21 protein-coding genes are annotated in these 24,986 nt (G+C 66.4%); 16 read left to right on the top strand and 5 right to left on the bottom strand.

Features of this window, described 5'->3' with window-relative positions:
* Positions 1 to 3 precede the first annotated feature (3 nt).
* The gene (locus tag BA899_RS07550; RefSeq protein WP_159300236.1) at positions 4 to 1,257 is read left to right on the top strand and encodes a cation:proton antiporter; all 1,254 of its coding nucleotides are present in this window, start codon (positions 4 to 6) and stop codon (positions 1,255 to 1,257) included.
* On the opposite strand, the gene BA899_RS07545 is transcribed toward BA899_RS07550, so the two are convergent.
* The 3 genes from BA899_RS07545 to BA899_RS07535 all read right to left on the bottom strand — a co-directional run bounded on the left by BA899_RS07545 (position 1,239) and on the right by BA899_RS07535 (position 5,542).
* Positions 1,239 to 1,766 carry a gamma carbonic anhydrase family protein gene (locus tag BA899_RS07545; protein ID WP_144347065.1) on the bottom strand — a complete coding sequence of 176 codons (528 nt, stop codon included), beginning with the start codon at positions 1,764 to 1,766 and terminating at the stop codon, positions 1,239 to 1,241. The genes BA899_RS07550 and BA899_RS07545 overlap by 19 nt on opposite strands.
* A gap of 16 nt (positions 1,767 to 1,782) precedes the next feature.
* Positions 1,783 to 3,147, bottom strand: a complete 1,365-nt coding sequence (gene gorA / locus BA899_RS07540) for a glutathione-disulfide reductase (RefSeq protein ID WP_110882360.1) — start codon at positions 3,145 to 3,147, stop codon at positions 1,783 to 1,785.
* 85 nt (positions 3,148 to 3,232) lie between these two features.
* Positions 3,233 to 5,542, bottom strand: coding sequence for a mechanosensitive ion channel family protein (locus tag BA899_RS07535; RefSeq protein WP_159300235.1), 2,310 nt, complete (start codon positions 5,540 to 5,542; stop codon positions 3,233 to 3,235).
* Positions 5,543 to 5,746: 204 nt separating this feature from the next.
* Between BA899_RS07535 and BA899_RS07530 the strand changes: the two genes are divergently transcribed.
* Positions 5,747 to 7,786 carry a M3 family metallopeptidase gene (locus BA899_RS07530; RefSeq protein WP_159300234.1) on the top strand — a complete coding sequence of 680 codons (2,040 nt, stop codon included), beginning with the start codon at positions 5,747 to 5,749 and terminating at the stop codon, positions 7,784 to 7,786.
* A gap of 13 nt (positions 7,787 to 7,799) precedes the next feature.
* Positions 7,800 to 10,079, top strand: coding sequence for a selenide, water dikinase SelD (gene selD / locus BA899_RS07525; protein ID WP_159300233.1), 2,280 nt, complete (start codon positions 7,800 to 7,802; stop codon positions 10,077 to 10,079).
* Here selD and senB read toward each other — a convergent pair.
* The gene (senB, locus tag BA899_RS07520) at positions 10,069 to 11,019 is read right to left on the bottom strand and encodes a selenoneine biosynthesis selenosugar synthase SenB (RefSeq protein ID WP_235013328.1); all 951 of its coding nucleotides are present in this window, start codon (positions 11,017 to 11,019) and stop codon (positions 10,069 to 10,071) included. The two genes, selD and senB, sit on opposite strands and share 11 nt — an antisense overlap.
* Before the next feature lie 41 nt (positions 11,020 to 11,060).
* Between senB and senA the strand changes: the two genes are divergently transcribed.
* The 8 genes from senA to BA899_RS07480 all read left to right on the top strand — a co-directional run bounded on the left by senA (position 11,061) and on the right by BA899_RS07480 (position 19,083).
* A complete protein-coding gene (senA, locus tag BA899_RS07515) occupies positions 11,061 to 12,380 on the top strand; it encodes a selenoneine synthase SenA (RefSeq protein ID WP_159300231.1) in 1,320 nt (439 codons plus the stop codon).
* Between the two features lie 26 nt (positions 12,381 to 12,406).
* Positions 12,407 to 13,261, top strand: coding sequence for a putative selenate ABC transporter substrate-binding protein (locus tag BA899_RS07510; RefSeq protein ID WP_159300230.1), 855 nt, complete (start codon positions 12,407 to 12,409; stop codon positions 13,259 to 13,261).
* On the top strand, positions 13,261 to 13,911 hold the full coding sequence (locus tag BA899_RS07505; protein ID WP_159300229.1) for a phosphonate ABC transporter ATP-binding protein: 651 nt from the start codon (positions 13,261 to 13,263) through the stop codon (positions 13,909 to 13,911). The genes BA899_RS07510 and BA899_RS07505 overlap by 1 nt, the downstream gene beginning before the upstream one ends.
* On the top strand, positions 13,898 to 15,418 hold the full coding sequence (locus BA899_RS07500) for an ABC transporter permease (protein ID WP_159300228.1): 1,521 nt from the start codon (positions 13,898 to 13,900) through the stop codon (positions 15,416 to 15,418). The genes BA899_RS07505 and BA899_RS07500 overlap by 14 nt, the downstream gene beginning before the upstream one ends.
* A 17-nt stretch (positions 15,419 to 15,435) precedes the next feature.
* Entirely contained in the window at positions 15,436 to 16,368 is a 933-nt protein-coding gene (gene egtD / locus BA899_RS07495) for an L-histidine N(alpha)-methyltransferase (protein ID WP_159300227.1), read from the top strand.
* Between the two features lie 76 nt (positions 16,369 to 16,444).
* Positions 16,445 to 17,215 carry an exodeoxyribonuclease III gene (gene xth, locus BA899_RS07490; RefSeq protein ID WP_144347060.1) on the top strand — a complete coding sequence of 257 codons (771 nt, stop codon included), beginning with the start codon at positions 16,445 to 16,447 and terminating at the stop codon, positions 17,213 to 17,215.
* Positions 17,216 to 17,282: 67 nt separating this feature from the next.
* Entirely contained in the window at positions 17,283 to 18,296 is a 1,014-nt protein-coding gene (locus tag BA899_RS07485; protein WP_159300226.1) for a CDP-6-deoxy-delta-3,4-glucoseen reductase, read from the top strand.
* Positions 18,297 to 18,300: 4 nt separating this feature from the next.
* The gene (locus BA899_RS07480) at positions 18,301 to 19,083 is read left to right on the top strand and encodes a VacJ family lipoprotein (RefSeq protein ID WP_235013327.1); all 783 of its coding nucleotides are present in this window, start codon (positions 18,301 to 18,303) and stop codon (positions 19,081 to 19,083) included.
* 3 nt (positions 19,084 to 19,086) lie between these two features.
* On the opposite strand, the gene BA899_RS07475 is transcribed toward BA899_RS07480, so the two are convergent.
* Positions 19,087 to 19,644, bottom strand: a complete 558-nt coding sequence (locus tag BA899_RS07475; protein ID WP_159300315.1) for an HNH endonuclease — start codon at positions 19,642 to 19,644, stop codon at positions 19,087 to 19,089.
* Positions 19,645 to 19,898: 254 nt separating this feature from the next.
* On the opposite strand from BA899_RS07475, the gene BA899_RS07470 reads away from it, so the two are divergent.
* The 5 genes from BA899_RS07470 to priA form a co-directional block, all read left to right on the top strand.
* Entirely contained in the window at positions 19,899 to 21,029 is a 1,131-nt protein-coding gene (locus tag BA899_RS07470; protein ID WP_159300225.1) for an NAD(P) transhydrogenase subunit alpha, read from the top strand.
* A complete protein-coding gene (locus BA899_RS07465; RefSeq protein WP_110882348.1) occupies positions 21,029 to 21,337 on the top strand; it encodes an NAD(P) transhydrogenase subunit alpha in 309 nt (102 codons plus the stop codon). Before BA899_RS07470 ends, BA899_RS07465 begins: the two co-directional genes overlap by 1 nt.
* Positions 21,334 to 22,827: an NAD(P)(+) transhydrogenase (Re/Si-specific) subunit beta gene (locus tag BA899_RS07460; RefSeq protein ID WP_110882347.1), complete on the top strand. Its 1,494-nt coding sequence runs from the start codon at positions 21,334 to 21,336 to the stop codon at positions 22,825 to 22,827. Before BA899_RS07465 ends, BA899_RS07460 begins: the two co-directional genes overlap by 4 nt.
* A gap of 17 nt (positions 22,828 to 22,844) precedes the next feature.
* A complete protein-coding gene (locus BA899_RS07455; protein WP_110882346.1) occupies positions 22,845 to 23,258 on the top strand; it encodes a hypothetical protein in 414 nt (137 codons plus the stop codon).
* A gap of 57 nt (positions 23,259 to 23,315) precedes the next feature.
* On the top strand, positions 23,316 to 24,986 hold a 1,671-nt coding region (priA, locus tag BA899_RS07450), incomplete at its 3' end, for a primosomal protein N' (protein ID WP_159300224.1).

Below are 24,986 nucleotides of genomic sequence, written 5' to 3'. Positions count from 1 at the left end.
TGGATGATCCAGGCCAGCGCCACACCTGACTCGCTACTGGTGCTGCTGGTGGGCGGCGTCACGCTGCTCGCCATCGTGCTGAAACACCTCTGCGAGCGCTTGAGGATCCCGGCCCTGGTGGGCTATATCCTCATCGGCCTGGGGCTACGGCTGCTCCACGACGTCGTGCCGCTGCTGAGCCCGGCGGTGCAGGGGGCCTTCGACCTGCTTGCCGCCCTGGGGCTGGTCGCCCTGCTGTTTCGGGTGGGGCTGGGCAGCAACCCCCGACGACTCCTCGACAAACTCCCCGGCGCCAGCCTGATCTGGCTGATCAGCGTGCTGGTCTCAGGGGCGGTGGGCTACTACGCGGCGCGCTGGGCGGGTTTTGATAACGTGCCGGCGCTGGTCGCCGGCGTGGCCCTGACCGCCACCAGCATCTGCGTCGCCCTGCCGCCGTGGCAGGCCGCCGGTGCGCTCCGCAGCGAGCAGGGTGCGCTGGTGCTGGACGTGGCCGAGCTCGACGACATCTCCGGTGTGGTGCTGATGGCACTGCTGCTGGCGATCATCCCGACCCTGACCGGTGGCAACGGCGTCGACTGGATGGCGGCGAGCACCACCGGCGCCGGCCTGCTGGCAAGCCTCGCCGCCTTCACCGCAGGCTGCTATGCCTTCGCGCACTGGGTCGAGCCTCCCATGACCCGGGCGCTCATCCGCCGCGAGCGCTCGCCAACGCGCATGCTGATCGTCGTGGCGGTGGGCAGCCTGATCGCCGCGCTGGCGGGCATGCTCGGATTTTCGCTGGCGGTGGGGGCGCTGTTCGCGGGACTGGTCTTCAGCAAGGCACCGCGAAAGATCCGGCAGGATCGGGGTTATCGCGTGCTCTACGACTTTCTCACGCCGTTCTTTTTCATCGGCATTGGCCTCAAGCTCGAGCCCGAGGCCCTGACCGGCGCGCTCAGTGCGGGTGCCATCCTGCTGCTGGCGGCGGTCCTCGGCAAGCTGGTCGGCACTGCCCTGCCGGCGCGGTTCATGGCACCGCGGTCGAGCGCGCTGGTCATCGCCATGAGCATGGTGCCCCGGGCCGAGATCGCGATGGTGATCGTCGACCAGGCCGGCCGCTACGGGCCCGGCGTTGTGCCGCCGGCGCTCTACGGCGCGATGACCGTGGTCACCCTCGCCACCTGCGCGATCACCCCCAGCATTGTCCAGCGCCAGTTGGCCGCCAACCCGATCACGCCCCCCAACCTGACCGGGCCCGATCAGCCGCCGTCGCGGTGACGCCCCATCAGTGACTCGTAATGGCGGGCGGAGTAGGCCAGCTGTTCGCGCTCGCGATCATCGAGCGCACGCACCGCCCGCGCCGGGCTGCCCAGGTACAGATAGCCACCCTCGAGCTGCTTGCCCGGGGGCACCAGCGCCCCCGCACCAAGGATCGCCTCGTCCCCGACATGGGCGCCGTCCAGCACCGTCGCGCCCATGCCCACCAGCACACGATCACCGATGTGGCAGGCATGAATGATGGCCCGGTGCCCCACGGTGACGGCCGCACCGATGATCGCCGGATGACCGGATTGATAAGGCCCCTCATGGGCTACATGGACGATCGCGCCATCCTGGATATTGGTCTGCGCGCCCACGTCGATGTGGTGCACATCCCCCCGCAGCACGGCCGTCGGCCAGACCGACACCGACGCCGCGAGCCGCACATCACCGATCACCACCGCGCTGTCATGGATCCAGGCCGAGGCCGCCACCTGCGGGGTAATGCCCTGATAGGTCTCAATCATCGCGACACCACCTGTCTCAGGTCAGGGTGACCAGCTCTTCGGCGCTGGTCGGATGGATGGCGACGGTTTCATCCAGGTCGTGCTTGGTGGCGCCCATGCGCACCGCCACGGCAAAGCCCTGCAGCATTTCGTCGCTGCCGACTCCGAACAGGTGCACGCCCACGACCCGCTCGTCATCGCCCACGCAGACCAGCTTCATGGTGCTGCGCTGCTTGGCCTCGGCGGGCGCCAGAGCAAAGTCCATGGGCACAAACCGCGTTTCATAGACGCGCACCGCATCGCCATGGGCCGCGCGGGCATCGGCCTCGGTCAACCCGACGCTGCCGATGGGCGGATGCGTGAACACCACCGTGGGGACATCCCGATACTCCAGCCGGCGCTCATGCTGACCGCCCCACACCCGATCGGCCAGGCGCCGGCCGGCGGCAATCGCCACCGGCGTCAGCGGGTAGGGATTATCGGTGACATCGCCCAGCGCAAAGATATGCGGCTGATTGCTCGACTGCCATTCATCCACCGGGATGGTGCCGGCGGCATCCATACGGACACCCGCCGCGTCCAGCCCCAGCTCGTCGGTATTGGGCAACCGCCCCACCGCCCAGATCACCTGATCGAGACCTTCCAGCGTGCGGCCGTCGGCTCCATGCAGCGTATAGCCGCCCCAGGCGGCCTCCAGCCCCGCCGGTGTGAAATGATTGACCAGCGTGGGGCCATGCGCCGCGATGGATTCGACGAAGGCATCCTGAATGGCGGCATCAAAACCGCGCAGCGGCTTTTCCCGTCGCACCACCAGCTGCACGTCGCTGCCCAGCTGATGCAGGACGCCCGCCAGCTCCACGGCGATATAGCCCGCGCCGACCACGGCCACCTTCTCGGGCCGATCGGTCATCTCAAAAAACCCGTCCGAATCTATGCCCAGATCGCCACCCGGGATGCCGGGCCGTCCCGGCGTGCCACCGGTGGCGATCACGAAGCGCTCGGCCCGATAGGACTGACCGTCCACCTCAACGGTATGCGGATCGGTGAAGCGCGCCTGACCACGGATGAGGTCCACGCCGGAGTTATCCAGGTTGCGGTCGTAGATGCCGTTCAGGCGCTCGATATAGGCCTCGCGGGCATTGACCAGAGCGCCCCAGTCAAGGCTTGGCGCGACACCGCTGAAGCCATAATCCGCGGCCCGCGCCATGACCTCGCGGCTGTGCGCGGCCTGCCACATGACCTTCTTGGGCACACAGCCGACGTTCACGCAGGTGCCCCCCAGCCGCGACGCCTCGATCACGGCGCAGCGTGCGCCATGGGCGGCCGCACGCCGCGCGGTGGCGATCCCGCCACTGCCGCCGCCGATGCAGATCAGGTCATAGTCGTATTGCTCGCCGCTCATTGCCGGCTCCTGCTGTCGATGAATGTCTCGACCGCCATTTTGACATAGTCATGACTCAGGACCGCGAGTCGGGATCAGACAGGGGTCAGACCGGGGAAAGCCCACTGTCCCGAGCGGTATAAATGACGCTGGCGGGAACCGCGAAACGGGTACCGGAAGCCTCGACGATCCGCTTGATGTGGAAGTTCACGTCCTCGCGAATGGCGTGATACTCGTTCCAGTCGCGGGTGAGTGCATAAATGCGCACGCTGACATCGAGCGAGGATTCGCCATAGCCCGCAAAGCGGACACGGATCGTGGACTCCTCGATCCGAGGGTGGCCGTGCAGCATTTCGCGAATGCCGATGAGGACGTGGCGAAGCTGATCGGCCGAGGTCTCGCAACGCAGCCTGAGGGTCTGTTCGATCAGCATGGCGTCGCATCGCGCCCAGTTGACGATTTCCATATCAACGAACTTCGCATTGGGCACCGAGATCAGCGCCCGGTTGAGGGCGCGGATCTGGGTCGACCGGATGCCGACCCCTTCGACCGTGCCACTCATGTCCCCGAAGGTGCAGAAGTCGCCAACACGCACCGGCTTGTCGCTGAACAGGATCAGCCCACCGATGAGGTTTTCCAGCGTCGGCCGGGCCGCCAGCGCCACGGCCAGACCGCCCACCCCCAGACCGGCCAGCAACGGCACCACATCCACGCCCAGTCGCCCGAGTCCAAAGGAGGCGACGCCAATGCTTGCGGCCACGCCGAGGATCCCGGACAGCAGCCGGACCAGGCTGGCATCGAAACCGCGATTCGACAGGGCCGACGACGCCAGTATTGTCGTGGCGAACGCGCTGGACAGACGCCAGACCGCCCAGACAAGCAAGCCCAGCTCAGCCAGCCCCGATGCGAACAGCAGATATTCGAGCATCGTGCCGCTGAAATTCAGGTCGTAATCGATGAAAAGGGTCGTGCGGTGGGTCAGGAAAGCGGCGAGCAGCGGGGCGGCAATCGCCATCCAGGCGGCGATTCCACTGTCCGGGTGGTGCCGGGCAGGCCAGTCGATGACGCGAAACGCAAGCCAGATGGCAAGGACCAGGACCGCCAGCGTCACCACGGATCCGCCCCACTGCCAGACGGTTTGATCCATGATCACCCGCTCGGACCAGTCGGGCAGTCGGTCGACGATGGCGCCCAGCGGATGGGCGCCGGGCACCAGATAACCCGGACCCGTGATGTAGAAATCATAGAATCCCGGCGTGATCCCGGCCGCGGGAAAGGCCGCGAGGGCAAGGGCCGTCGGATCACGGTACTCAAGGTCACGCAGCGCCGCGTAGCTGTCCCGCAGAATGCTGACCGTATTGGCATCGAACAGGAAGCTTCCGGCGTGGGGGCCCGACTGCATGCGCTCGATCCGAATCTGCGTGCCCGGTATTCGCCAGTCGTAATCCGCCCCGGCGGGCAGCCCGGCCAGATCGATTGCGTCGGGTATCGTCTCCGGCCGTGGTAGCGGGATCCGGTCGAGGATCTCCTTGAGGAGCAGCGCGGCCTCGATCCCGGTATCCCGTCGCAGCGCTTCAGGCACTTCCGACAGATCAAAGACCGATACCGCCTGCTGGAGCTGGTCGGTGGCGATGGCCTGCTGGCGTCGCGCCGCCTCGATGGATATCTGCGGCGGATCGCTGTCGAGCTGGCGGGCCGCGGTCCGCGCCACCCGGTAAGCGTCAGTCATGTTGCCGAGAAAGCTCTCCATGGTGTCGCGCGGGCTGGTGGTGCCAACGACATGCAGGCGGCTGGCGATCAATGCCTGACTCAGCCCCATCGCGCCCGCACCGGCGTCGACGTCGGCGATGTAGCGCTGATAGGCATCGGGCACGCCGTCGAGCCTGGGCCTGTCGCTGATCCGACGATACAGATCATCGATTTCCGCGATGGTGGCGGCATCAAACCTGAATGCCCCCTCGTGGCGGGTACCGGTCATGCGCCGCATGCGCAGCTGGGTCCCGGGAACGGTCCAGCTGCGCAGATCCGTCTCCGTCACCCGGGCTCGGTCGGGGATCGTATCCAGCGGCGGCATGGGCAGACGCGCGATGATCTCGCGGGCCATCAGGATCCGGCGGCTCTGCTCGGCGGTCGATGAGGCATGGGGCGTCGCGTCAAAATCGAAACTGCCGGCCGCTGCACGAAGACGGGGGACCTGCTCGCTCACCGGCGCCCCGTCGGCGCGGAGGCCGATCAACGCGTCGGTGTTGCGGATGAAACGGTCGAACGAGGCACGGGGACTGAAATAATCGACCGAGAGCAGCGACGGGGAGTCCGACGCATCCGCGCGAGCGGTGCCGGGCAGCAACAGGACCAGTGAGGCCAGCGCGAGTCCGGCAGCAAACGTGGCCGCGCGGAGGCGTTTCGTGCTGATCATCGAGTGTTCATTGTTATGGCATGTCCCGGATGCAGTCCCCCAGACGGTATTGCAAGGCACTGACACAAAGCAACGGCTGGCCGGAACCATCGAACTTCCGAGCGAGGATTCGGTTCGAACAGGCCAAGCCGAATCGACTACCCTGATGATCTGTCCGCAACGGGGAATCTTCCCCACTGACCTACGGAGCACAACGGCATCACCATGACCAACCCATTGCTCGCTGAATCCGGCCTGCCCCGTTTCTCGGAGATCCGTCCCGAACATGTCCAGCCCGCGGTCGACCAGGTGCTGGCCGACAACCGCGCCGCCATCGACGCGATCACCCGCGATGGCGGGCCTTACACCTGGCACAACCTGGTTGCCCCGCTGGAGCGGCTTGAAGACCGGCTCGAGCAGATCTGGGCGCCCGTGTCGCACCTGAACGCCGTCATGAACAGCGAGGCGCTGCGCGAGGCCTACAACGCCTGCCTGCCGGCGCTATCCGCCTACCATACCGAGATGGGGCAGAACACGGCGCTCTACAGCGCCTTCCGGGCGCTGCGCGACAGTGATGAATACGCGCATCTCGATCAGGATCAGCGCCAGAGTGTGGACAATGCCCTGCGTGACTTCGAGCTGGCCGGCGTTGCGCTGGAAGACAGTGCCAAGCAGCGCTATACCGCCATCGCCGCCCGCCTTGCCGAGCTGTCATCGCGGTTCCAGGAGCACCTCATGGATGCCACCGATGCCTGGTACCGCGATACGGACGATGCCGACGAGCTGGCCGGCCTGCCCGACAGCGCGCTGGGGGTCATGAAGCAGAATGCGGAGCAGGCGGGGGTCGAGGGCTGGCGCATCAGCCTGGACATGCCAGTCGTGCAGGCCGTCCTGGCGCATGCCCATGATCGCGGGCTGCGCCGCGAGGTCTACGAGGCGTTCACCACCCGGGCGTCGGATACCGGCCCGCAGGCCGGCCAGCGGGACAATCACCCGATCATGGCCGAGATCCTCGACCTGCGGCAGGAGCAGGCGGAGCTGCTGGGCTATCGCGACTATGCCAGCCTGTCACTGGCGCCCAAGATGGCCGACTCGGCCGCCGAAGTGATCGCCTTTCTGGAAGACCTTGCCGAGCGCGCCAGGCCCGTCGCGGAGCAGGAGTATGCCGGGCTCCAGGCCTTCGCCCGCGAGCGGGATGGGCTGGCGTCGCTGGAGGCCTGGGATGTCGGCTATTACAGCGAGCGGCTGCGCGAGGCGCGCTTTGACCTGTCGCCCGAGGATCTGCGCCCCTGGTTTCAGGCCGACCGGGTGATGGCCGGGCTGTTCGCGGTGGTGGAACGGTTGTTCGGTGTGCGCATCGCCGAGCGCGAAGGTGTCGACACCTGGCACCCGGATGCCCGCTTCTATGAAATCCGCGACGCGGATGGGGCACTGCGCGGGCAGTTCTACACCGACCTCTACGCCCGTTCGCACAAGCGTGGCGGGGCGTGGATGGCCCCGGCCCGGGGTCGCATGAATCACAGCGGCCAGACCCGGACACCGGTGGCGTTCCTGACCTGCAACTTCACCCCGCCGGTGGGGGATCGCCCGGCGCTGATCACCCATGGCGAGGTCGAGACGCTGTTCCATGAGTTCGGCCACGGCCTCCACCACATGCTGACCCGGGTGAATGCCGCCAGCGTGGCCGGCATCAACGGCGTCGCCTGGGATGCCGTGGAGCTGCCCAGCCAGTTCCTCGAGAACTGGTGCTGGGAGCGCGAGGCGCTGGATCTGTTCGCCCGCCATCATGAAACCGGCGAGCCGATCCCCGATGCCCTGTTCCAGCGCATGACCGCGGCGCGCAACTTTCACGCCGCCATGCAGATGGTCCGCCAGCTCGAGTTCTCGCTGTTTGACCTGCGCCTGCACGTCGAGCATGACCGCCAGCGGGGCGAGCGGATCTTTGCCCTGCTCAACGAAGTCCGCGAGCAGGTGGCCGTCGTCCAGCCACCGGCCTTCAATCGCTTTCCAAACAGCTTCGCGCACATCTTTGCCGGTGGTTACGCCGCCGGTTACTACAGCTATAAGTGGGCCGAGGTGCTGTCGGCGGACGCCTTCGCGCGTTTTACCGAGGAAGGCATCTTCAATCCGGTCACCGGCCGGGCGTTTCTCGAAGCCATCCTCGAGCGCGGTGGCTCGGTGGATGCCGCGACGCTGTTCAGGGACTTCCGCGGCCGGGCGCCGAGCATCGAACCGCTGCTGAAGGCCAGCGGCCTGGCCGCCTGAGCAAGGACGACCCATGCAGGATTCCACACAACCCGTCCTCCGGGACATCATCCTCATCGGCGGCGGCCACAGCCATGTCGGAGTGCTGCGGCGCTTTGGCATGAAGCCGGTACCCGGCGTACGCCTGACGCTGATCTGCCGCGACACCCACACCCCCTACTCGGGCATGCTCCCCGGGTATGTCGCCGGGCACTACAGCTACGATGACGTCCATATCGACTTACGCCGACTGGCCGAATTTGCCGGTGCCCGATTCTTGCGCACCGAGGCGATTGGCGTGGATCGCGAAGGCCGCCGCGTCCTATGCAGCGACCGCCCTGCCGTCCCCTACGATCGGCTGTCGATCAACATCGGATCAACGCCCCGGGTTACCGATAGCGCCGGTGCGGCGGATCATGCCGTTGCCGTCAAACCAATCCACCGCTTCAACGATCGCTGGCTGGCACTGCTTGAGCGGGTGCGCACCAACCCCGGCCCCATGCATATCGCCGTGGTGGGAGGCGGTGCGGGTGGGGTCGAACTGTTGCTGGCCATGCACCACCGGCTGCGCAACGAGCTACAGGCACTAGGCTGTGACCCTGATCTCCTCGCGTTCACGCTGTTCACGCGCGGCGGAGCGGTACTCCCCACGCATGCCCCGAACGTTCGCCAGCGCTTCACTCGTGTCCTCGCCGAGCGCGGTATCGCCGTCCACTGCAATGCTGAAGTCACGGGAGTGGACGCCACCGGACTCAGCACCCTCGACGGTCAGCATCATGCGGCCGACGAAGTGGTCTGGGTGACCCGGGCAGGTGGCGCTGACTGGCTGCGGGACACGGGACTCGCACTGGACGACAGCGGCTTTATTCAGGTCACTGATACCCTCCAGACCGTTACCGACGCCAATGTATTCGCCGCCGGCGACATCGCCAGCATGGTCAATCACCCGCGCGAGAAGGCGGGTGTCTTTGCCGTGCGCCAGGGGCGTCCGCTTGCCCGCAACCTGCGACTCTCGCTGATGGACCGCGAGCCAGTTCCCTATCGACCCCAACGCCACTGGCTCGCCCTGATCAGCACCGGCGATCAGTACGCGGTGGCGTCGCGCGGGCCGTTCGGTGCCGAGGGTCGAGCGCTCTGGCGCTATAAGGACTGGATCGATCGGCGCTTCATTGCGCGCTTCAATGACCTGCCCGCCATGGAGGAGCGCGGCTCGACGGGACCGCGCCCGCGCGTGCCGCTGGAAGGCGAGGAAGCCCGGCAGGCGATCTCGGCGGTCGCGATGCGCTGCGGCGGGTGTGGCGCCAAAGTCGGCGCCTCAACGCTGTCGAATGCGCTGGGCGCCCTGCAGCCCGTTGCCCGCGATGATGTGCTGATCGGCCTCCATGCCCCGGACGATGCCGCCGTTGTGCGCGTCCCTCCGGGTAAGGCGATGGTGCATACCGTTGATTTCTTCCGGGCGTTCGTCGACGACCCCTATGTCTTTGGTCAGGTGGCGGCCAATCATGCGCTTGGCGACATCTTCGCCATGGGCGCCGAGGCGCAGACCGCCACCGCGGTCGCTACGGTCCCCCAGGGCCTTGAGGCGAAGGTCGAAGACACTGTCTATCAACTGATGGCGGGCGCTCTTGATATCCTCAATGACGCCGGCTGCGCCCTTGTCGGCGGCCATACCGGGGAAGGGCGCGAGCTTGCTCTGGGGTTCGCGGTCAACGGACTGATCGATGACGAGCCAGGTCGGATCATGCGCAAAGGCGGCATGCAGGCCGGAGATGTCCTCGTGCTTACCAAACCGATCGGCACCGGCACGCTGTTCGCCGCCCATGCCCGCCTCGCCACCCGGGGGCGGTGGATCGATGAGGCGCTGCAGTCGATGCGCCACTCCAACCGCCTGGCCGCCGAGTGCCTGCACCGGCGCGGCGCCAACGCCTGCACCGACCTGACCGGTTTCGGACTGCTCGGCCATCTGGTGGAAATGACCCGGCCATCGGCGGTGGATGCCACTCTCGAACTCTCCGCGCTGCCGATCCTCGAGGGCGCGGAGGAGACCGTCGCCGCCGGCATCCTCAGCTCATTGCAGCCCGCCAATGTCCGGCTGCGGCGGGCCATCCGCAATCCCGAGACAGTGATTGATCACCCCCGCTATCCGCTGGTCTTCGATCCGCAGACCGCTGGCGGTCTGCTGGCGAGCATCCCCGCCGATCAGGCGCAGGCCTGCGTGAGTGAACTCAAGGCGCTCGGCTATCACCGCACGGCGGTTATCGGTCATGTCGATGCGCAGGGCGACGCCCTTGAACCGATTCAGCTCAATCCATGACGCCGGCAATCACCCGCGACAGCGCTTTGCGCTCGGCATCGGGCGTGAAGCGTGGGGCGAGTGCCCGGCAATGCGCCGCAAGCGTGGCGAGGTGATCGGGGTCATGCTCTATTCGGCGCATCAGCCGGCTCAGTGCCGCGGTGTCTCCGACCGGGTAGAGTCCGGGGTAGTCATCGCCGAGCAGTCCGGTATTCCCCGGGATATGACTGGCGAGAATCGGCAGACCCGCGACACAGGCCTCGGAGACGACATTCGCACCGCCCTCCATCACCGAGCTTATGATCATGGCGCGACTTCGCGCGTAGAGGCGTCGGATCGCGCCCTGGCCGATCTCGCCATACCAGGTGTAGCGCGGATTAGCCGCCATTTCCGCCTCTGCAGCCGCGGCCCAGTCCGGCGTATGGGCACGACCGGCCTGCAGGACGTGGACCCGGGACCCGACGGGCAGGCTGCGTGCGGCCAGCGCCGCTCGCAGGCTATCCTTTTCGTCGCGCAGGTGGCCGACCACACAGAGCTCGAAACGGCGACGGACCGGACCGCGGTAACTCGCCGGAAGAGGCGTCGCCGATTGGCGCACCGTGTGCAGGATGGTACGGAAACGCGCGGGAATATCCCGGCCGACATGATCATGCAGACCGATGAGCGCATCCGCCCGGTCGAGACTGGCGACGGTGACCGCCGGGTCACTGTGCTGGAACTGATAGATATCGGTGCCGGTCAGTACGACGATCAGCGCCCGCGCGGGATATCGCTCGGCAAAGGCGGTAATGCTTGGGGCGCTGCGCCAGGCATGGAGCGCGAGCATGACGTCGAACGGCGCATCGCCAGGCCGCCATTGCTCGAGCACGCTCACCTGATGCCCGGCCGTGCGCAGCAGTCGCGCCCAGCGTGTGGCAGTGGCTCGATTGCCCGCCCGCGATCGGGGCCCCGCCGGGGTCACCAACCCGATCCTCATAGCATTCTGCCGACAAGGAGAACTCGATGATCCAGACGCCGCCCACTCATCCTGTCGCCTCCGAAACCCTGATTGCCATGCTTGATGACGCCCGGCAGCGGACTCTGGAGCTGACCGGCGACCTGCCTGCGGAACGTCGACTCGGGCCGAAGCTTAGCATCGTGAATCCGCCGCAGTGGGAGATCGGCCACGTCGGGTTTTTCTACGACCACTTCTTTCTCCATCACCGACACGGCCTGCCGGACTATCAGATCGCCGACGCCGAGCGGATTTATGACTCGATGGGCGTCGCCCATGATGACCGCTGGGATCTGGCGCTGCCGACGATGGACGACACCCTCGCCTATCTGCGCCAGGTTCGAGCGCAGATGGTTGAACGCCTGCCCCAGGGCACGGCGGATGCCGTCACGAGCTATGTCTGGCAGCTCGCCGTCTTTCACGAAGACATGCATGGCGAGGCCTTCACCTACACACGCCAGACGCTGGCGGACCCCGCCCCTGCCATCGTGTCCCCGGCGCCACTGCCGGCCGTCGACGGTGGCCCGCTGGAGGGCGATGTCGCCATCCCTGGCGGAACACACACGCTGGGCGCCGATGAGCAGGTGCCATTCCGCTTCGACAACGAAAAACCTGCCCATCGGGTCAGCGTTGCCCCCTTTCAGATCGCTCGTGCCCCGGTCACGGGAGCGGACTTCGCCCGCTTCGTGGAGGCCGGCGGCTACCGTGATCGAGCATTCTGGTCCGAGGAGGGCTGGCGCTGGCGCGAGTCGAACGGGTTCGAGGCGCCGGTGTACTGGCGGGCGGGCGCCGACGGCTGGGAGGTGCGGCACTTCGACGAATGGCACCCACTGCAGCCTCACGCCCCCGTCGCTCATGTCAGCTGGCACGAGGCAGAGGCTTACTGCCGTTGGGCCGATCGACGGCTCCCGACCGAGGTGGAGTGGGAAGTCGCTGCGAGTCGCGTGCCGGACGAAGCAGGACTTGCCCCTGAAAAACGCCTCTACCCCTGGGGCGATTCAAATGGCGACGGCCGGCATGCGAACACGGACGGCTATCGCCTGGGCAGCGTCGATGCGGCAGCGCTTGCCCACGGCGACAGCGCCTTTGGCTGCCGGCACATGCTGGGCAATGTCTGGGAATGGACGGCTTCGCCTTTCACTCCCTACCCGGGCTTTGAGGCCGACCTATACGCCGATTACTCCGAGCCGTGGTTCACGGACGGCCGCTATGTCCTGCGCGGCGGCAGTTGGGCCACGCGGCGACGGCACCTCAATAACAACACCCGCAATTTCTTTCCGCCGGGACGTAACGACATCATCGCCGGTTTCCGGACCTGCGCACGCTGAACATCTCCCTAAAAAAGGAACTTCCCATGCGTTTCATTCACTCAATCGCCCTACTCGCCCTGTTCGCGGTCGCCCCGGCGCAGGCGCAGGTCTTTACCTTCACGGCGATCCCCGATCAGGACGAAAGCAGACTTGAGGCGCGTTTCAACGCCGTTGGCGAGTATCTCGAGGAGCAACTCGACGTCGACGTCCGCTATGTCCCGGTCAAGTCCTATGCGGCCGCCGTCAGTGCATTTCGCAACAACCAGGTGCAGCTCGCCTGGTTCGGCGGCCTTTCGGGCGTACAGGCCCGCGCCCGCGTTCCGGGGTCCCGGGCCCTGGCCCGCGGTGAGGAGGATCAGGGCTTTCGATCCTACTTCATCGCCCATGAGAGCACTGGGCTGATGCCGGCCGACACCCTGGAAGAGGCGCTACGTGGCCGGACCTTCACGTTCGGGTCGAAAAGCTCGACCTCCGGCCGCCTCATGCCGGAGTTTCACCTGCGTGATCAGTTCGGCGAAGCGCCGGACGAGGTCTTCGAGCGGGTCGGCTACAGCGGTAATCACAGCCGCACCCTCCGATTGGTGGAAAGTGGCAGCTATCAGGTCGGGGCGCTGAACTACGCGGTCTGGGAGCGTGAGCTCGCCGCCGGCAATATCAACACCGACGCCGTTCAGGTGATCTGGGAAACGCCGGGTTATCTGAACTACCAGTGGAGCATCCGCGGTGACGTCGACGAGCGCTTTGGCGACGGTTTTGTCGAGAAGGTCCGGACCGCACTCCTGTCCATGGATGACCCTGATCTACTCGAGCGGTTTCCACGGAGTGGCTTTGTGCCGGTGTCCAACGACGATTATGCGGGGCTGGAGCAGACCGCACGGGCGATCGGCCTGATCGACTGATGAGCCCACTCGTACTCCGAGGCGCGCGGGCCGATTATGGCGATACGCCCGTACTCGGTCCGCTTGACCTGGACATTGCCGCCGGCGAGCGAGTGGCACTGGTGGGGCGCAGCGGCGCGGGCAAATCCACGCTGCTCGCGCTCCTGCACGATCGCGAGCGACCGGACATCGCGCTGATGCCTCAGGACCTCGGGCTGGTGGACACGCTGAGCGTCTTCCACAACGTCTACATGGGGCGCCTCAGCCATCACTCGACGGCCTACAACCTCGCCAACCTGATCCGCCCGTTCCGGCGTGAGGTCACAGCGGTGACGGCAGTGCTGGAGCGGCTCGACATGACAGCAACGCTCTGGGCGCGCACCGGCGAGCTGTCCGGCGGTCAGCGGCAGCGGGTAGCGGTAGCGCGCGCCCTTTTCCAGGCGGGCAACGTCCTGCTCGCTGATGAACCGGTCTCAGCGCTGGACGGACCCCGCACCGAGCGGGTCATGGAGGCGCTGACCGAGCAGTATGAAACGGCCGTGATCGCTATGCATGATCTGCCGCTTGCCCGCCGGTACGCCGATCGCTTGATCGGCATCCGCGATGGTCTGATCGCTCTCGACGGCCCGGCGGATGCGGTCGCGGCCGAGTCCCTGGATGCACTTTACTGAACGCCGCCCCATCGGGGGCTCCGCACTGTCCTCTCCGACCGTACGCACGAGCCTATGGCTGGTCGCCATTGCGCTGGTCTGTGTGGCAATGGCGGATTTCGAGATCCGATCAATCTCGCCGTGGGCGGAGCTCGGCCGGTTCGCCGGTGGGCTGGTGCAGCCGGATTTCAGCACGCTGGATACCGCGGCAACGGCGCTATTGCGCACGGTCACATTCGCCTTCACCGGGGTCGGCCTGGCAGCGGTGCTGGGCATGGGCCTGGCGCTGATCTTTCACAGCCGCTTCGTGCGCGGAGCCTGTGCGTTCGTCCGGGGCATCCATGAGCTGTTCTGGGCGTTGATCTTTCTGCAGTTCTTCGGACTCCACCCGCTGACCGGTGTCCTCGCGATCGCCCTGCCCTATGCGGCGGTCTTCGCACGCGTCTACAGCGAGATACTCGAGGAGGGTGATGAACGTCCGGCACGTTCACTGCCAGCAGCCAGCGGTCTGATCTCGACCTTCTGGTATGCGCGGGTCCCGGATGTCTGGCCTCATCTGATGAGCTATACGAGCTATCGGCTCGAATGCGGCATGCGCTCAAGCGCCATCCTCGGGTTCGTGGGCATGCCGACCCTCGGTTTCTATCTCGAGAGCGCCTACGGCGAGGGACTCTACGGCGAGGTAGGGATGCTGTTGCTGATCTTCCTGGGCCTGATCGCCAGTCTGCGATTGTGGGTGCGGCCGCGCCTGGTGCCCTTCTACCTGCTTGCGGCGCCGTGGTTCCTCGGCAATGGGCTGCCCATCGTCTGGGGCAACGCCACGCGGTTTTTTACACAGGATATCGTGCCCGCACCGCTGCGCAGCGGTGAAGGACTCAGCGGGCTGGGCCCATGGCTCTGGGAGCTGCTTGTCCATCAGGCGCTACCGGGGATCGGGGCGACACTGCTGCTGACCCAGATCGCGCTGGTGGCGACCGGCGTGCTGGCGCTCGCCAGCTTTCCGTTGATCTCGCGCCTTTTCGCCGGGCGATTCACCCGCTGGGGCGGTAATGCCCTGCTGATCATCGGCCGCTCGACGCCGGAGTATCTGCTTGCCTATATCCTGCTCCAGCTCTGGGGGCCCTCGATGCTGCCAGCAGTGGCGGCGCTGGCGATCCATAACGGCGCGATCATCGGACACCTGATCGGTCGTCAGAGCAATCGGCTCACACTCCGGCCCGATGCCGTCAGCGGATTCGATCGCTACACCCACGAGGTGGTGCCAAGGCTTTACCGACCGTTTCTGGCGTTTCTGTTCTATCGCTGGGAAATCATCATGCGGGAGACGGCAATCCTCGGCATTCTCGGTATCACCACGCTCGGCTTTTATGTCGACAGCGCCATCCAGGCCCTTCGCTTCGATCGCGCCATGGTGCTGATCCTCATCACCGCGCTGCTCAATATCGCCGTTGACGCGGTTGCCAGGCGGATCCGCCGGCATCTGCAGCTGCGTACGACGCCCACGGCCTCCACGCCACCCACCCCATGAATGGACGTTCCCACGCCATGACCGACACCCTGCAGAACGCCGTGCTCGCCGCCCTGCGCGACCCGTCCCACCGTATTTCCTCGGCGTGGCTGTACGACCAGCGTGGATCCGCACTGTTCGAAGCCATTACCCAATTACCCAGCTATTACCCGACGCGCACGGAAATCGACATCCTCGACACGCATCTCCCCAAGATCACGGCGGCGATCCCTGAGCACACTCTCGTGGTGGAACTCGGCAGCGGCTCGAGTCGCAAGACCGTTCCGCTGCTCAATAGCCTTCACCAGCCCGCCGGGTATGTACCGCTGGATATCTCCGCGGATTATCTCGCGGATGCCGCCAATGGGCTCAGCGCACAGTTTCCCGGATTGCCTGTCCTGCCCCGGGTCGCCGACTTCACCAGCGCGTTCGATCTGCCCGCGGATCTGCCTGAGCACGGATCGCGGCTCGGTTTTTTCCCGGGCTCCACCATCGGCAATCTGGATACCGGGAACGCGCGGGATCTGCTGCGGCATTGCCGCATGCTATTGGGTGGGGATTCGATGTTTCTGGTGGGAATCGACCTCGACAAGTCCCCTGACATCCTGATTCCAGCCTACGACGATCCAGAGGGTGTGACGGCGGCGTTCAACCGCAATCTGCTGGTGCGTATCAACCGCGAGCTCGGCGCCGATTTCGATCCGGATGATTTCCGGCACGAGGCCCGCTATTTCGAGGCGCCCGCCCGCATCGAGATGCACCTGGTCTGCGAGCGGGCGATCACGATTCATGTCGCAGGCGAGCGTTTCGAGCTGATAGCCGGTGAGAGCCTGCACACCGAGACCTCGCGGAAGTACAACATCGAGGCGTTCAGCACCCTCGCCGCCGGGGCCGGCTGGTCGGTCAGCGGACATTGGATTGATGCGCGGGGGCGCTTCGCGGTGATGCTCATGCACGCGACACAGCTTTAACGGAATTGTGCACTGCGCCGGAGACCGGCAGCCGGTATAATCCAATGACCGTGATCAATCATCGGAGCCATCCTCTGTGAAAATCGCCTCCTGGAACGTCAATTCGCTCAACGTCCGCCTGCCCCATGTCCTCGACTGGCTCGAGACCGCCGGGCCCGACATTCTGGGGCTGCAGGAGACCAAGCTGCCCGACGAGCGATTCCCGGTGGAGGCGATACGCGAGGCCGGCTACGAGGTGGCCTACTCGGGCCAGAAAACCTACAACGGCGTGGCGGTGCTCGCACGCGCGCCGCTTGAGGCGGTCAGCCTCGACATTCCAGGTTTCGAGGACCCGCAGCGTCGGGTACTGGCCGCCACCGTCGATGGCGTGCGCTTCATCAACCTGTATGTGCCCAACGGCAAGGCGGTGGGCGACGACAAATACCAGTACAAGCTGGAGTGGCTCGCGCATCTGCGCGGCTGGCTGCAGGACGAGCTGAGCCGCCACGACCAGGTGGCGGTGGTGGGCGATTTCAACATCGCGCCGGCGGATGCCGATGTCCACGATCCCGAGGAGTGGGCGGGAAAGATCCTCTGCTCCGATGCCGAGCGCGATGCCCTGTCGGCCATCACCGCACTGGGCTTCAGCGACAGCTTCCGACGCTTCGAGCAGCCGGCTGACCGCTTCTCGTGGTTCGACTACCGGGTCAACAACTTCAAGCGCAATCGCGGCCTGCGCATCGATCTGATCCTGACCAGCCCCGCCCTCACCCGGCGCCTGACCGCCAGCGCGGTGGACCTCGACCCCAGGCGCTGGGAAAGGCCCTCGGACCATGCCCCTGTGCTGGCGGAGTTCACGCAGGCGTGAACGTGATCGGCACCGTCAATGTCTGTCCTGCCACAAGCCACGACTCGCTGACTGAGGGAGACAACCGATGAGCTACCAGGTCCGCATCGCCGACAGCGATCACGCCTTTGACGTGGATGATGGCGAGAGTGTCATCGATGCCGCCCTGCGCGCCGGGCTCATGCTGCCCTACAGCTGCCGCGGCGGTACCTGCGGGAACTGCATGGGCGATGTGGTCGAAGGACGGATCGCCTATCCCGACGGGCTGCCCCCGGCCATCGACGCCGACCAGGATGAGTCGGGCAAAGCGCTGTTCTGTCAGGCCCGACCGACCAGCGATCTGGTGATACGGGTGAAGGAAGTCCGCGAGGCCGGCGATATCCGCCCCCAGCGCCTGCCGGCCCGGGTGGAGGCCATCGAGGAATGCGCGCCGGACGTGCGCCGGCTGTTTCTCAAGCTGCCGCGGGACAAGCGCCTGGCATTCCTGCCCGGGCAGTACATCGACTTTCTGCTGCGGGGCGGCCAGCGGCGCAGCTTTTCGCTGGCCAACACCCCCTACGACGACGATCTGCTCGAGCTGCATATCCGCCACCTGCCGGGGGGCGTATTCTCGGGGCATGTATTCAATGACCTCAAGGAAGGGGCGCTGCTTCGTTTTGAAGGCCCGCTGGGCAATTTCTTTCTCCGCGACGACAGCGATCGCCCCATGATCCTGATGGGCGGCGGCACCGGCTTTGCCCCGGTCAAGGGCATCATGGAGCAGGCCCTGCACCTGGGCCTCAAGCGGCCCATGCACATTTTTTGGGGGGCCCGCCGGCCGGCCGATCTCTATCTCGATTCGCTGCCGCGCCAGTGGGCCGGGCAGGCTTCGAACATCGCCTACACCCCGGTGCTCTCCGATCCGGAACCCGCCGATGAGTGGCGCGGCGCCACCGGCTTTGTCCATGAGCAGGTGGTGCGCGATCACCCGGATCTGAGCGGCTTCGATGTGTATATGAGCGGACCGCCGCCGATGATCAACGCCGCCCGCGAGGCCTTTGCGGCGGCGGGGCTGCCCTCGGACCGGCTGTTCTACGACTCCTTTGAAGCGGCACCGGAGTAGTTCAGTGACCCGGCAGCATCATCCGAACCACCCGCCCACCGGCATCATGCGGCTGGTCGCCCTGCTGCTGATCACCCTGGTGGTGAGCGGCTGCGCCAGCACCGGCAGCAACTCGGCCAATGACCCCATTGAGGGGTTCAACCGGGGTGTCTACGACTTCAACGAGGGCGTCGACACCTACGCCCTCGAGCCCGCCAGCGAGGGCTGGACGCGCATCACCAGTCAGGGCGTGCGGGACAGCGTTGACAACTTTTTCACCAACCTCGAGGCGCCGGGCTACATCCTCAATGACCTGCTCCAGGGCAAGGCGGGGGATGCCGGTCGCGAGAGTGTCCGTTTTGTGGTGAACACCACGGTGGGGCTGCTGGGACTGTTCGACCCGGCGCAGGCCTGGCTGGGCATCGAGGGCCGCGCCGAGGACTTTGGCCAGACCCTGGGCGTCTGGGGCGTCGATGCCGGCCCCTATCTGGTGCTGCCGCTGTTCGGTCCCTCTGACACCCGCGACGTCACCCAGTACCCGGTCGCCTATTACACCAACGTGATCACCTACGTGACCCTGGATACGGTGACCTTCGGCGCGCTGACCGCCCTCGAGATCGTCAACACCCGCGCCCGGATGGCGGGAGCGGCCCGCTTCCGCGATGACGCCGCGGTTGACCCGTACGTCTTCACACGCTCGGCCTATCGCCAGTACCGACGCTCGCAGGTCGTTGACGGCGACGTGTCCCTGGAGGACGACGCCTACTCCGACTTTTTCGAGGAAATGGGCCGCCTGCCCGGCGAGTAACGCCTAGCTGGCGCTTGCGGCCAGCCGCTCGCGCAGCGGACTGCGACGCGGGAAATGCGCACGCAGGAAGGCCATCTGATCGGCCAGGATGCGTCGCCCCTGCAGATAGACATACTCGGCATGGGTGGGGGCGAATGGCACCGCCAGCAGCTGCATGCCGGCCTGCTCCGGCGTGCGGTTGCCCTTGAGGTTGTTACAGCGCTTGCAGGCCGTAACCACATTGGTCCAGGTGTCGATGCCCCCGCGACTGATCGGCTTGATGTGATCACGGGAGAGCTCGCGGACCGGCCGGCGCTCGCCGCAGTACAGGCACAGATGATCGTCCCGGCGGAACAGCGTGGCGTTATTCAGGGGCGGTCGATAGGCGGCGTGATCCTTGAGGCTCGCCTGCATCGCCCCTGCGGTCGCGATGATCGAGTTGACGTCGACCACGCTGCGTAGACCTGTCCGGGCGCTGTAGCCGCCGTGGACCCGGTAGAGGGTGTGGCCGCAGGTATAGGCCACCTGGTCGAGGTGGTAGAGGCGGACCGCCGCCTGGTAGGTCATCCACTCCAGTGGCATGCCGGAGACATCGGTCCGTAGGATGGGCTGCTGCAAGCTGATCACGCCAGGGTCCCCTTGTCACGCGCGTCACCGCACCTGAATGACTGACTTCGATCATCCGATGCTTGACGTTACTGTGCAAGTGTGACTGCTTGATTACCGTGGCGGTTCCGGGATACCCCGATGGGCGTGGGGGTGTTTAGCCGTAAAGATGTTGTAGAATCGCGGATTCGACGGTTCAAGTGGACCGCCAAAGGACAGGAGTTAACTCGATGAGCATCACCATCGCCGTCCCCAAGGAAACGGCCAACGGAGAAAAACGCGTCGCCGTCGTGCCCAGTGTTCTCAAGCAGTTCACCAAGCTTGGCGTCGAGGTGCGGATTCAGCGGGGCGCCGGCGAGTCGGCCGGTTTCCCCGACGAGCTCTACGAAGGGGTCAGCTGGGCCGACGATCAGGCAGCACTCTACAAGGATGCCGATGTGGTCCTTCGGGTCGAGCCACCCAGCGCCGATGAAGCCGGCAAGCTCCCCGAGAAAAGCCTGCTGCTCGGGTTTCTTACGCCCCACGAGGGCGACACCCGCATCCGCAACCTCAACAAGCGCCACGTGACCAGCTTCGCGCTGGAGCTCGTGCCGCGCATCACCCGCGCCCAGGGCATTGATGCCCTGTCGTCGCAGGCGAACATCGCCGGCTACAAGTGCGCGCTGCTGGCCTCGCACCTCTCGCCCAAGCTGTTCCCGATGCTGACCACCGCCGCCGGCACGGTGCGCCCGGCCAGGGTGGTGGTTGTCGGCGCCGGCGTGGCGGGCCTGCAGGCCATCGCCACCGCCAAGCGCCTGGGTGCGATTGTCGAGGCGTACGACGTGCGCTCCGCCACCCGCGAGCAGGTCGAATCGCTGGGCGGCAAGTTCATCGACACCGGCGTCAGCGCGGAGGGCGAAGGGGGCTATGCCCGCGAGCTCACCGACGAGGAAAAGGCCCAGCAGGCCGAGGTCCTCGCCCGCCACATCGCCCAGGCCGACGCGGTGGTGACCACCGCATCGATCCCGGGGCGGCCGGCGCCGACCATCATCGACCGGGCCACCGTCGAGCGGATGAAGGCCGGTGCGGTGATCGTCGACATGGCCGCCGAGACCGGCGGCAACTGCGAGCTGACCGAGGCCGGCAAGGAGATCACCCACCAGGGCGTCATCATTGCCGGGCCCAGGCACATTCCCAGCATGGCCGCGACCCATGCCAGCGAGATGTACGCCCGCAATCTGGTCAACCTGCTCGGGCTGATCATCAAGGACGGCGAGATCCACCTCGACTGGGACGACCAGGTCCTGGCCGACAGCTGCCTGACCCACGACGGCGAGACCCGGCATGCGCCGACCCGCGAGCGCATGGAAGGAGATAAATAATGGCGATCGAAGGATTTGTCGCAATCTACATATTCATGCTGGCGGCGTTCGCCGGCTTCGAGGTCATCAGCCGTGTGCCGGTCATCCTGCATACGCCACTGATGTCCGGCTCCAACTTTGTCCACGGCATCGTGGTGGTGGGCGCCATGGTGGTGCTCGGCCATGCCGGGACGGTGACCGAGCAGATCATCGGCTTCATCGCGGTGCTGCTCGCCGCGGGTAACGCCGTGGGCGGCTATGTCGTCACCGAGCGCATGCTCGAGATGTTCAAGAGCAAGGATGAGCAGAAGAAGGGGGCCGAGGAATGAACTTTGTTGTCCAGCTGAGTTACCTCCTCGCGGCGGTCCTCTTCATTCTTGGCCTCAAGGCCATGAGCTCCCCGCGGACCGCCCGCAAGGGCATCATGTGGGCCGGTGCCGGTATGGTGCTGGCCACCCTGGTCACCTTCCTGCACCCGGCGGTGCATGGGCTGACCAATTATGTCCTGATCGTGATCGCGATCGCCGCCGCCGGTGGGCTCGCGTGGTGGTCGGGGCGTCGTGTGGGCATGACCGAGATGCCCCAGATGGTCGCGCTCTACAACGGCATGGGTGGTGGCGCCGCCGCCGCCATCGCCGCGGTCGAGATGCTGCGCGCCCTGCGCACCCTGCCCAATGACCTCCAGGTACGGGCCGAGGCGCTGGCCGCCGATGCCGACATCAGCGTTCAGGCGGCCACCGCCGCCCTGCGCGCGGAAGGCGCCGGCAGCGTCGGCATCGCCGGTGCCCTCGGGGCCGACGTCGCCATCCTGGCGATTCTGGGTGCGTTCATCGGCACGGTGGCGTTCTCAGGATCGCTGATCGCCTGGGCCAAGCTTGACGGCCGCATGAAGCGCAGCCAGCTGGTCCCCGGCCAGCAGATCGTCAACATTGTGGTGTTCGCCCTGGCGGTGCTGTTCGGCATTCTGACCTTCTTCACCGACAGTGCGCTGGTGGTGGCGGTATTCTTTGCCCTCGGCCTGCTGTTCGGCGTGTTCGTCGCGGTACCGATCGGCGGCGCCGACATGCCGGTGATCATCTCACTGTTCAACGCCCTGACCGGTCTGGCCGTGGGCTTTGAGGGCTATGCCATCGGCAACCCGGCCATGATCATCGCCGGTACGGTGGTGGGTGCCGCCGGTACGCTGCTCACGCAGCTGATGGCCAAGGCCATGAACCGTCCGCTCACCAACGTCCTGTTCGCCGGCTGGGGCAGCAGCGAAGGGGCGAGCAGCGAAGGCCCCGCGGGCGAGATGAAGGACATCTCGGCCGAGGACGCGGGCATCATGATGGCCTACGCCGAGCGCGTGATCATCGTGCCCGGTTATGGCATGGCGGTGGCCCAGGCGCAGCACAAGATCTGGGAATTCGTCGAGCTGCTGCAGGACCGCGGGGTTGAGGTCAAGTTCGCCATCCACCCCGTGGCCGGACGTATGCCGGGTCACATGAACGTCCTGCTCGCTGAGGCCGGTGTGCCCTATGACATGATCTTCGACATGGAGGACATCAACGAAGAGTTCGCCATGACCGATGTCGCCGTGGTGATCGGCGCCAACGACGTCGTCAACCCGGCGGCGCGGGACGATCCGTCGAGCCCGATCTACGGCATGCCGATCCTCAACGTCGACGAGGCCGAAAACGTGATGGTCATCAAGCGCGGCGGTGGCGCCGGCTTCTCGGGCGTCGAGAACCATCTGTTCTACGGCGAGAACACACGCATGGTGTTCGGCGACGGTCAGAAGGTCGCCGGTGGCATGGTTCAGGCCGTCAAGGGCCTGTAACGGCAAAAGGAGTCAACATGACGGATGCCGAAAACGCGGACACCCTGGATCAGCTCACGCTGAATGCGGACGGGCTGTACCAGGAAGAAAACTTCACCGATCGTCAGGTCGGCAGCATCCAGCGGCTGAGTCCGGTCACCCGTGACGGGAAGCCGGACGACAGCCGTCCGGTGCTCTACCTGGGCAGCACCCAGGTCATGACACCGGCCGGTGCCCTGCCGCTCAACTTTGAGCTCGAGGCCAACAGCCTCGAGGAGGCCATGAATGCTTTCCCGCCCGCCGCCCAGGCAGCGCTGGAGCAGACCATGGAGCAGCTCAAGGAGATGCAGCGTGAGCAGGCGTCACGCATCATGACGCCCGATCAGATGGGCGGCGGGGGTGCCCCGGGTGCCGGTGGCGGCATGCCCGGCGGCGGCATCCAGATGCGCTAGCGCCCCGTGGCCGTCGGGGCTGCCGGCCCCGGCGGTCCGACGACGTCCGCCCCGCCCATGACCGATATCATCCGAGTCGCGGTGGCGGGGCCCTTCACTGAGGCCCTCGACTACCTACCCCCCGCCAACGGTCCCGCGCCCGCCGTGGGCGTCCGTGTCCGGGTTCCGCTGGGGCGCCGCGAGCGGGTGGGGATCGTCACCGCCGGTCCCACCGCCAGCGATCTGGCCGCAGACCGGCTGCGACCGATCATCGATGTCATCGACCCGACGCCGCTGCTCGATCCCGCCACCATGGCCCTGATCGAATGGGCCGCCCGCTATTATCACCACCCGCCGGGCGAGACCTATCTCACCGCCCTGCCCACACGGCTGCGCCGTGGCGACCCGGCGACGCCCGGCCAGTCCACCGCCTGGCACCTGACCGACGCGGGTCGTGCGGCTCAGCCCGACGCCCGGGCGCGACGAGCACCCCGTCAGCGCCAGCTGCTCGAGGCCCTGCAGCGCAGCGGCACGCTGACCCCCGTGCAGCTCGCGGGCATCGGTGGCGACGCCCGCAGCGTGCTCAGGCGTCTGGTCGAGCAGGGACTGGCGGCCACCGATACCGCCCCCGACTACGGCCTGTTGCCGGGACGCGCCGATCAACCCGGCGCCGCCCTCAATGACGAGCAGCAGGCCTGCGCCGCCGCCATCCGCCCGACGGCCGGGCATGCCGCCATCCTGATCGACGGTGTGACTGGCAGTGGCAAGACCGAGGTCTATCTGGACGCCATCGCCCGCAGCCTCGAATGCGGGCGGCAGGTCCTGGTCATCGTCCCCGAAATCGGCCTGACCCCTCAGCTCGTGCAGCGCTTTCAAAGCCGTCTCAGCGGGCGGATCGCCATCCTCCATTCGGGGCTGGCCGATGGCGAGCGCCTCAATGCCTGGCTGGCGGCGCGGGCGGGCGTGGCGGACGTGGTCATCGGCACGCGATCGGCGGTGTTCGTGCCGCTGGCCCGGCCCGGATTGATCGTCATCGATGAAGAGCACGACGCCTCGCTCAAGCAACAGGAGGGGTTTCGCTACTCGGCGCGGGATCTGGCGGTGCTGCGCGCCTACCGCAGCGACATCCCCGTTGTCCTCGGCTCGGCGACGCCCTCGCTGGAAAGCCTCGCGAATGCCGCGCAGGGGCGCTATCAACACCATGCGCTGACCCAGCGGGCCGGTCATGCACGGCCGCCCTCAATGCAGCTGCTGGACATGCGCGGTCAACCCACTCGGGAAGGCCTCTCGCAGCCGCTCATCGACCGGGTACAGAGCCATCTGGATGCCGGCGGTCAGGCCCTGCTGTTTCTCAACCGACGCGGCTTTGCCCCGACACTGATCTGCCATGAATGCGGCTGGCTCGCCGAGTGCGATCGCTGCGACGCCCGCTATACCTATCACCGCGGACGTGGCCGCCTGCACTGCCATCACTGCAATCGCGAGCAGCGCCTGCCACACCACTGCCCGAGCTGCGGCAGCGTCGATCTGCGCGCACTGGGATTGGGTACCGAGCGGATCGAAGCGGCGTTGACCGAGGCCTTCCCGCAGACCCCGCCGGTGCGCATCGACCGCGACAGCACCCGCCGCCGCGGCAGCTTCGAGCAGGCCATGCAGCAGGCGCAGACCGGCGAGACGCGGCTGATCCTGGGCACCCAGATGCTCGCCAAGGGCCATCACCTGCCGGCGGTGACGCTGGTCGCCATCGTT

The sequence above is a fragment of the Spiribacter sp. SSL99 genome (assembly GCF_009805925.1).
GTDB lineage: Bacteria > Pseudomonadota > Gammaproteobacteria > Nitrococcales > Nitrococcaceae > Spiribacter > Spiribacter roseus.
The sequence above is the reverse complement of the archived record's forward strand: the minus strand, read 5'-3'. Positions and strand labels throughout refer to the sequence as shown.

Bases quoted from the DNA above. Each gene is read 5' to 3' on its own strand.
- BA899_RS07465 (WP_110882348.1), top strand. From the start codon at position 21,029: ATGGCGATCGAAGGATTTGTCGCAATCTACATATTCATGCTGGCGGCG.
- BA899_RS07545 (WP_144347065.1), bottom strand. From the start codon at position 1,766: ATGATTGAGACCTATCAGGGCATTACCCCGCAGGTGGCGGCCTCGGCC.
- BA899_RS07510 (WP_159300230.1), top strand. From the start codon at position 12,407: ATGCGTTTCATTCACTCAATCGCCCTACTCGCCCTGTTCGCGGTCGCC.
- selD (WP_159300233.1), top strand. From the start codon at position 7,800: ATGCAGGATTCCACACAACCCGTCCTCCGGGACATCATCCTCATCGGC.
- BA899_RS07535 (WP_159300235.1), bottom strand. From the start codon at position 5,542: ATGATCAGCACGAAACGCCTCCGCGCGGCCACGTTTGCTGCCGGACTC.
- BA899_RS07485 (WP_159300226.1), top strand. From the start codon at position 17,283: ATGAGCTACCAGGTCCGCATCGCCGACAGCGATCACGCCTTTGACGTG.
- BA899_RS07475 (WP_159300315.1), bottom strand. From the start codon at position 19,644: ATGCCACTGGAGTGGATGACCTACCAGGCGGCGGTCCGCCTCTACCAC.
- egtD (WP_159300227.1), top strand. From the start codon at position 15,436: ATGACCGACACCCTGCAGAACGCCGTGCTCGCCGCCCTGCGCGACCCG.
- BA899_RS07530 (WP_159300234.1), top strand. From the start codon at position 5,747: ATGACCAACCCATTGCTCGCTGAATCCGGCCTGCCCCGTTTCTCGGAG.
- BA899_RS07460 (WP_110882347.1), top strand. From the start codon at position 21,334: ATGAACTTTGTTGTCCAGCTGAGTTACCTCCTCGCGGCGGTCCTCTTC.
- BA899_RS07470 (WP_159300225.1), top strand. From the start codon at position 19,899: ATGAGCATCACCATCGCCGTCCCCAAGGAAACGGCCAACGGAGAAAAA.
- BA899_RS07500 (WP_159300228.1), top strand. From the start codon at position 13,898: ATGCACTTTACTGAACGCCGCCCCATCGGGGGCTCCGCACTGTCCTCT.
- gorA (WP_110882360.1), bottom strand. From the start codon at position 3,147: ATGAGCGGCGAGCAATACGACTATGACCTGATCTGCATCGGCGGCGGC.
- BA899_RS07505 (WP_159300229.1), top strand. From the start codon at position 13,261: ATGAGCCCACTCGTACTCCGAGGCGCGCGGGCCGATTATGGCGATACG.
- senA (WP_159300231.1), top strand. From the start codon at position 11,061: ATGATCCAGACGCCGCCCACTCATCCTGTCGCCTCCGAAACCCTGATT.
- BA899_RS07455 (WP_110882346.1), top strand. From the start codon at position 22,845: ATGACGGATGCCGAAAACGCGGACACCCTGGATCAGCTCACGCTGAAT.
- BA899_RS07550 (WP_159300236.1), top strand. From the start codon at position 4: ATGATCCAGGCCAGCGCCACACCTGACTCGCTACTGGTGCTGCTGGTG.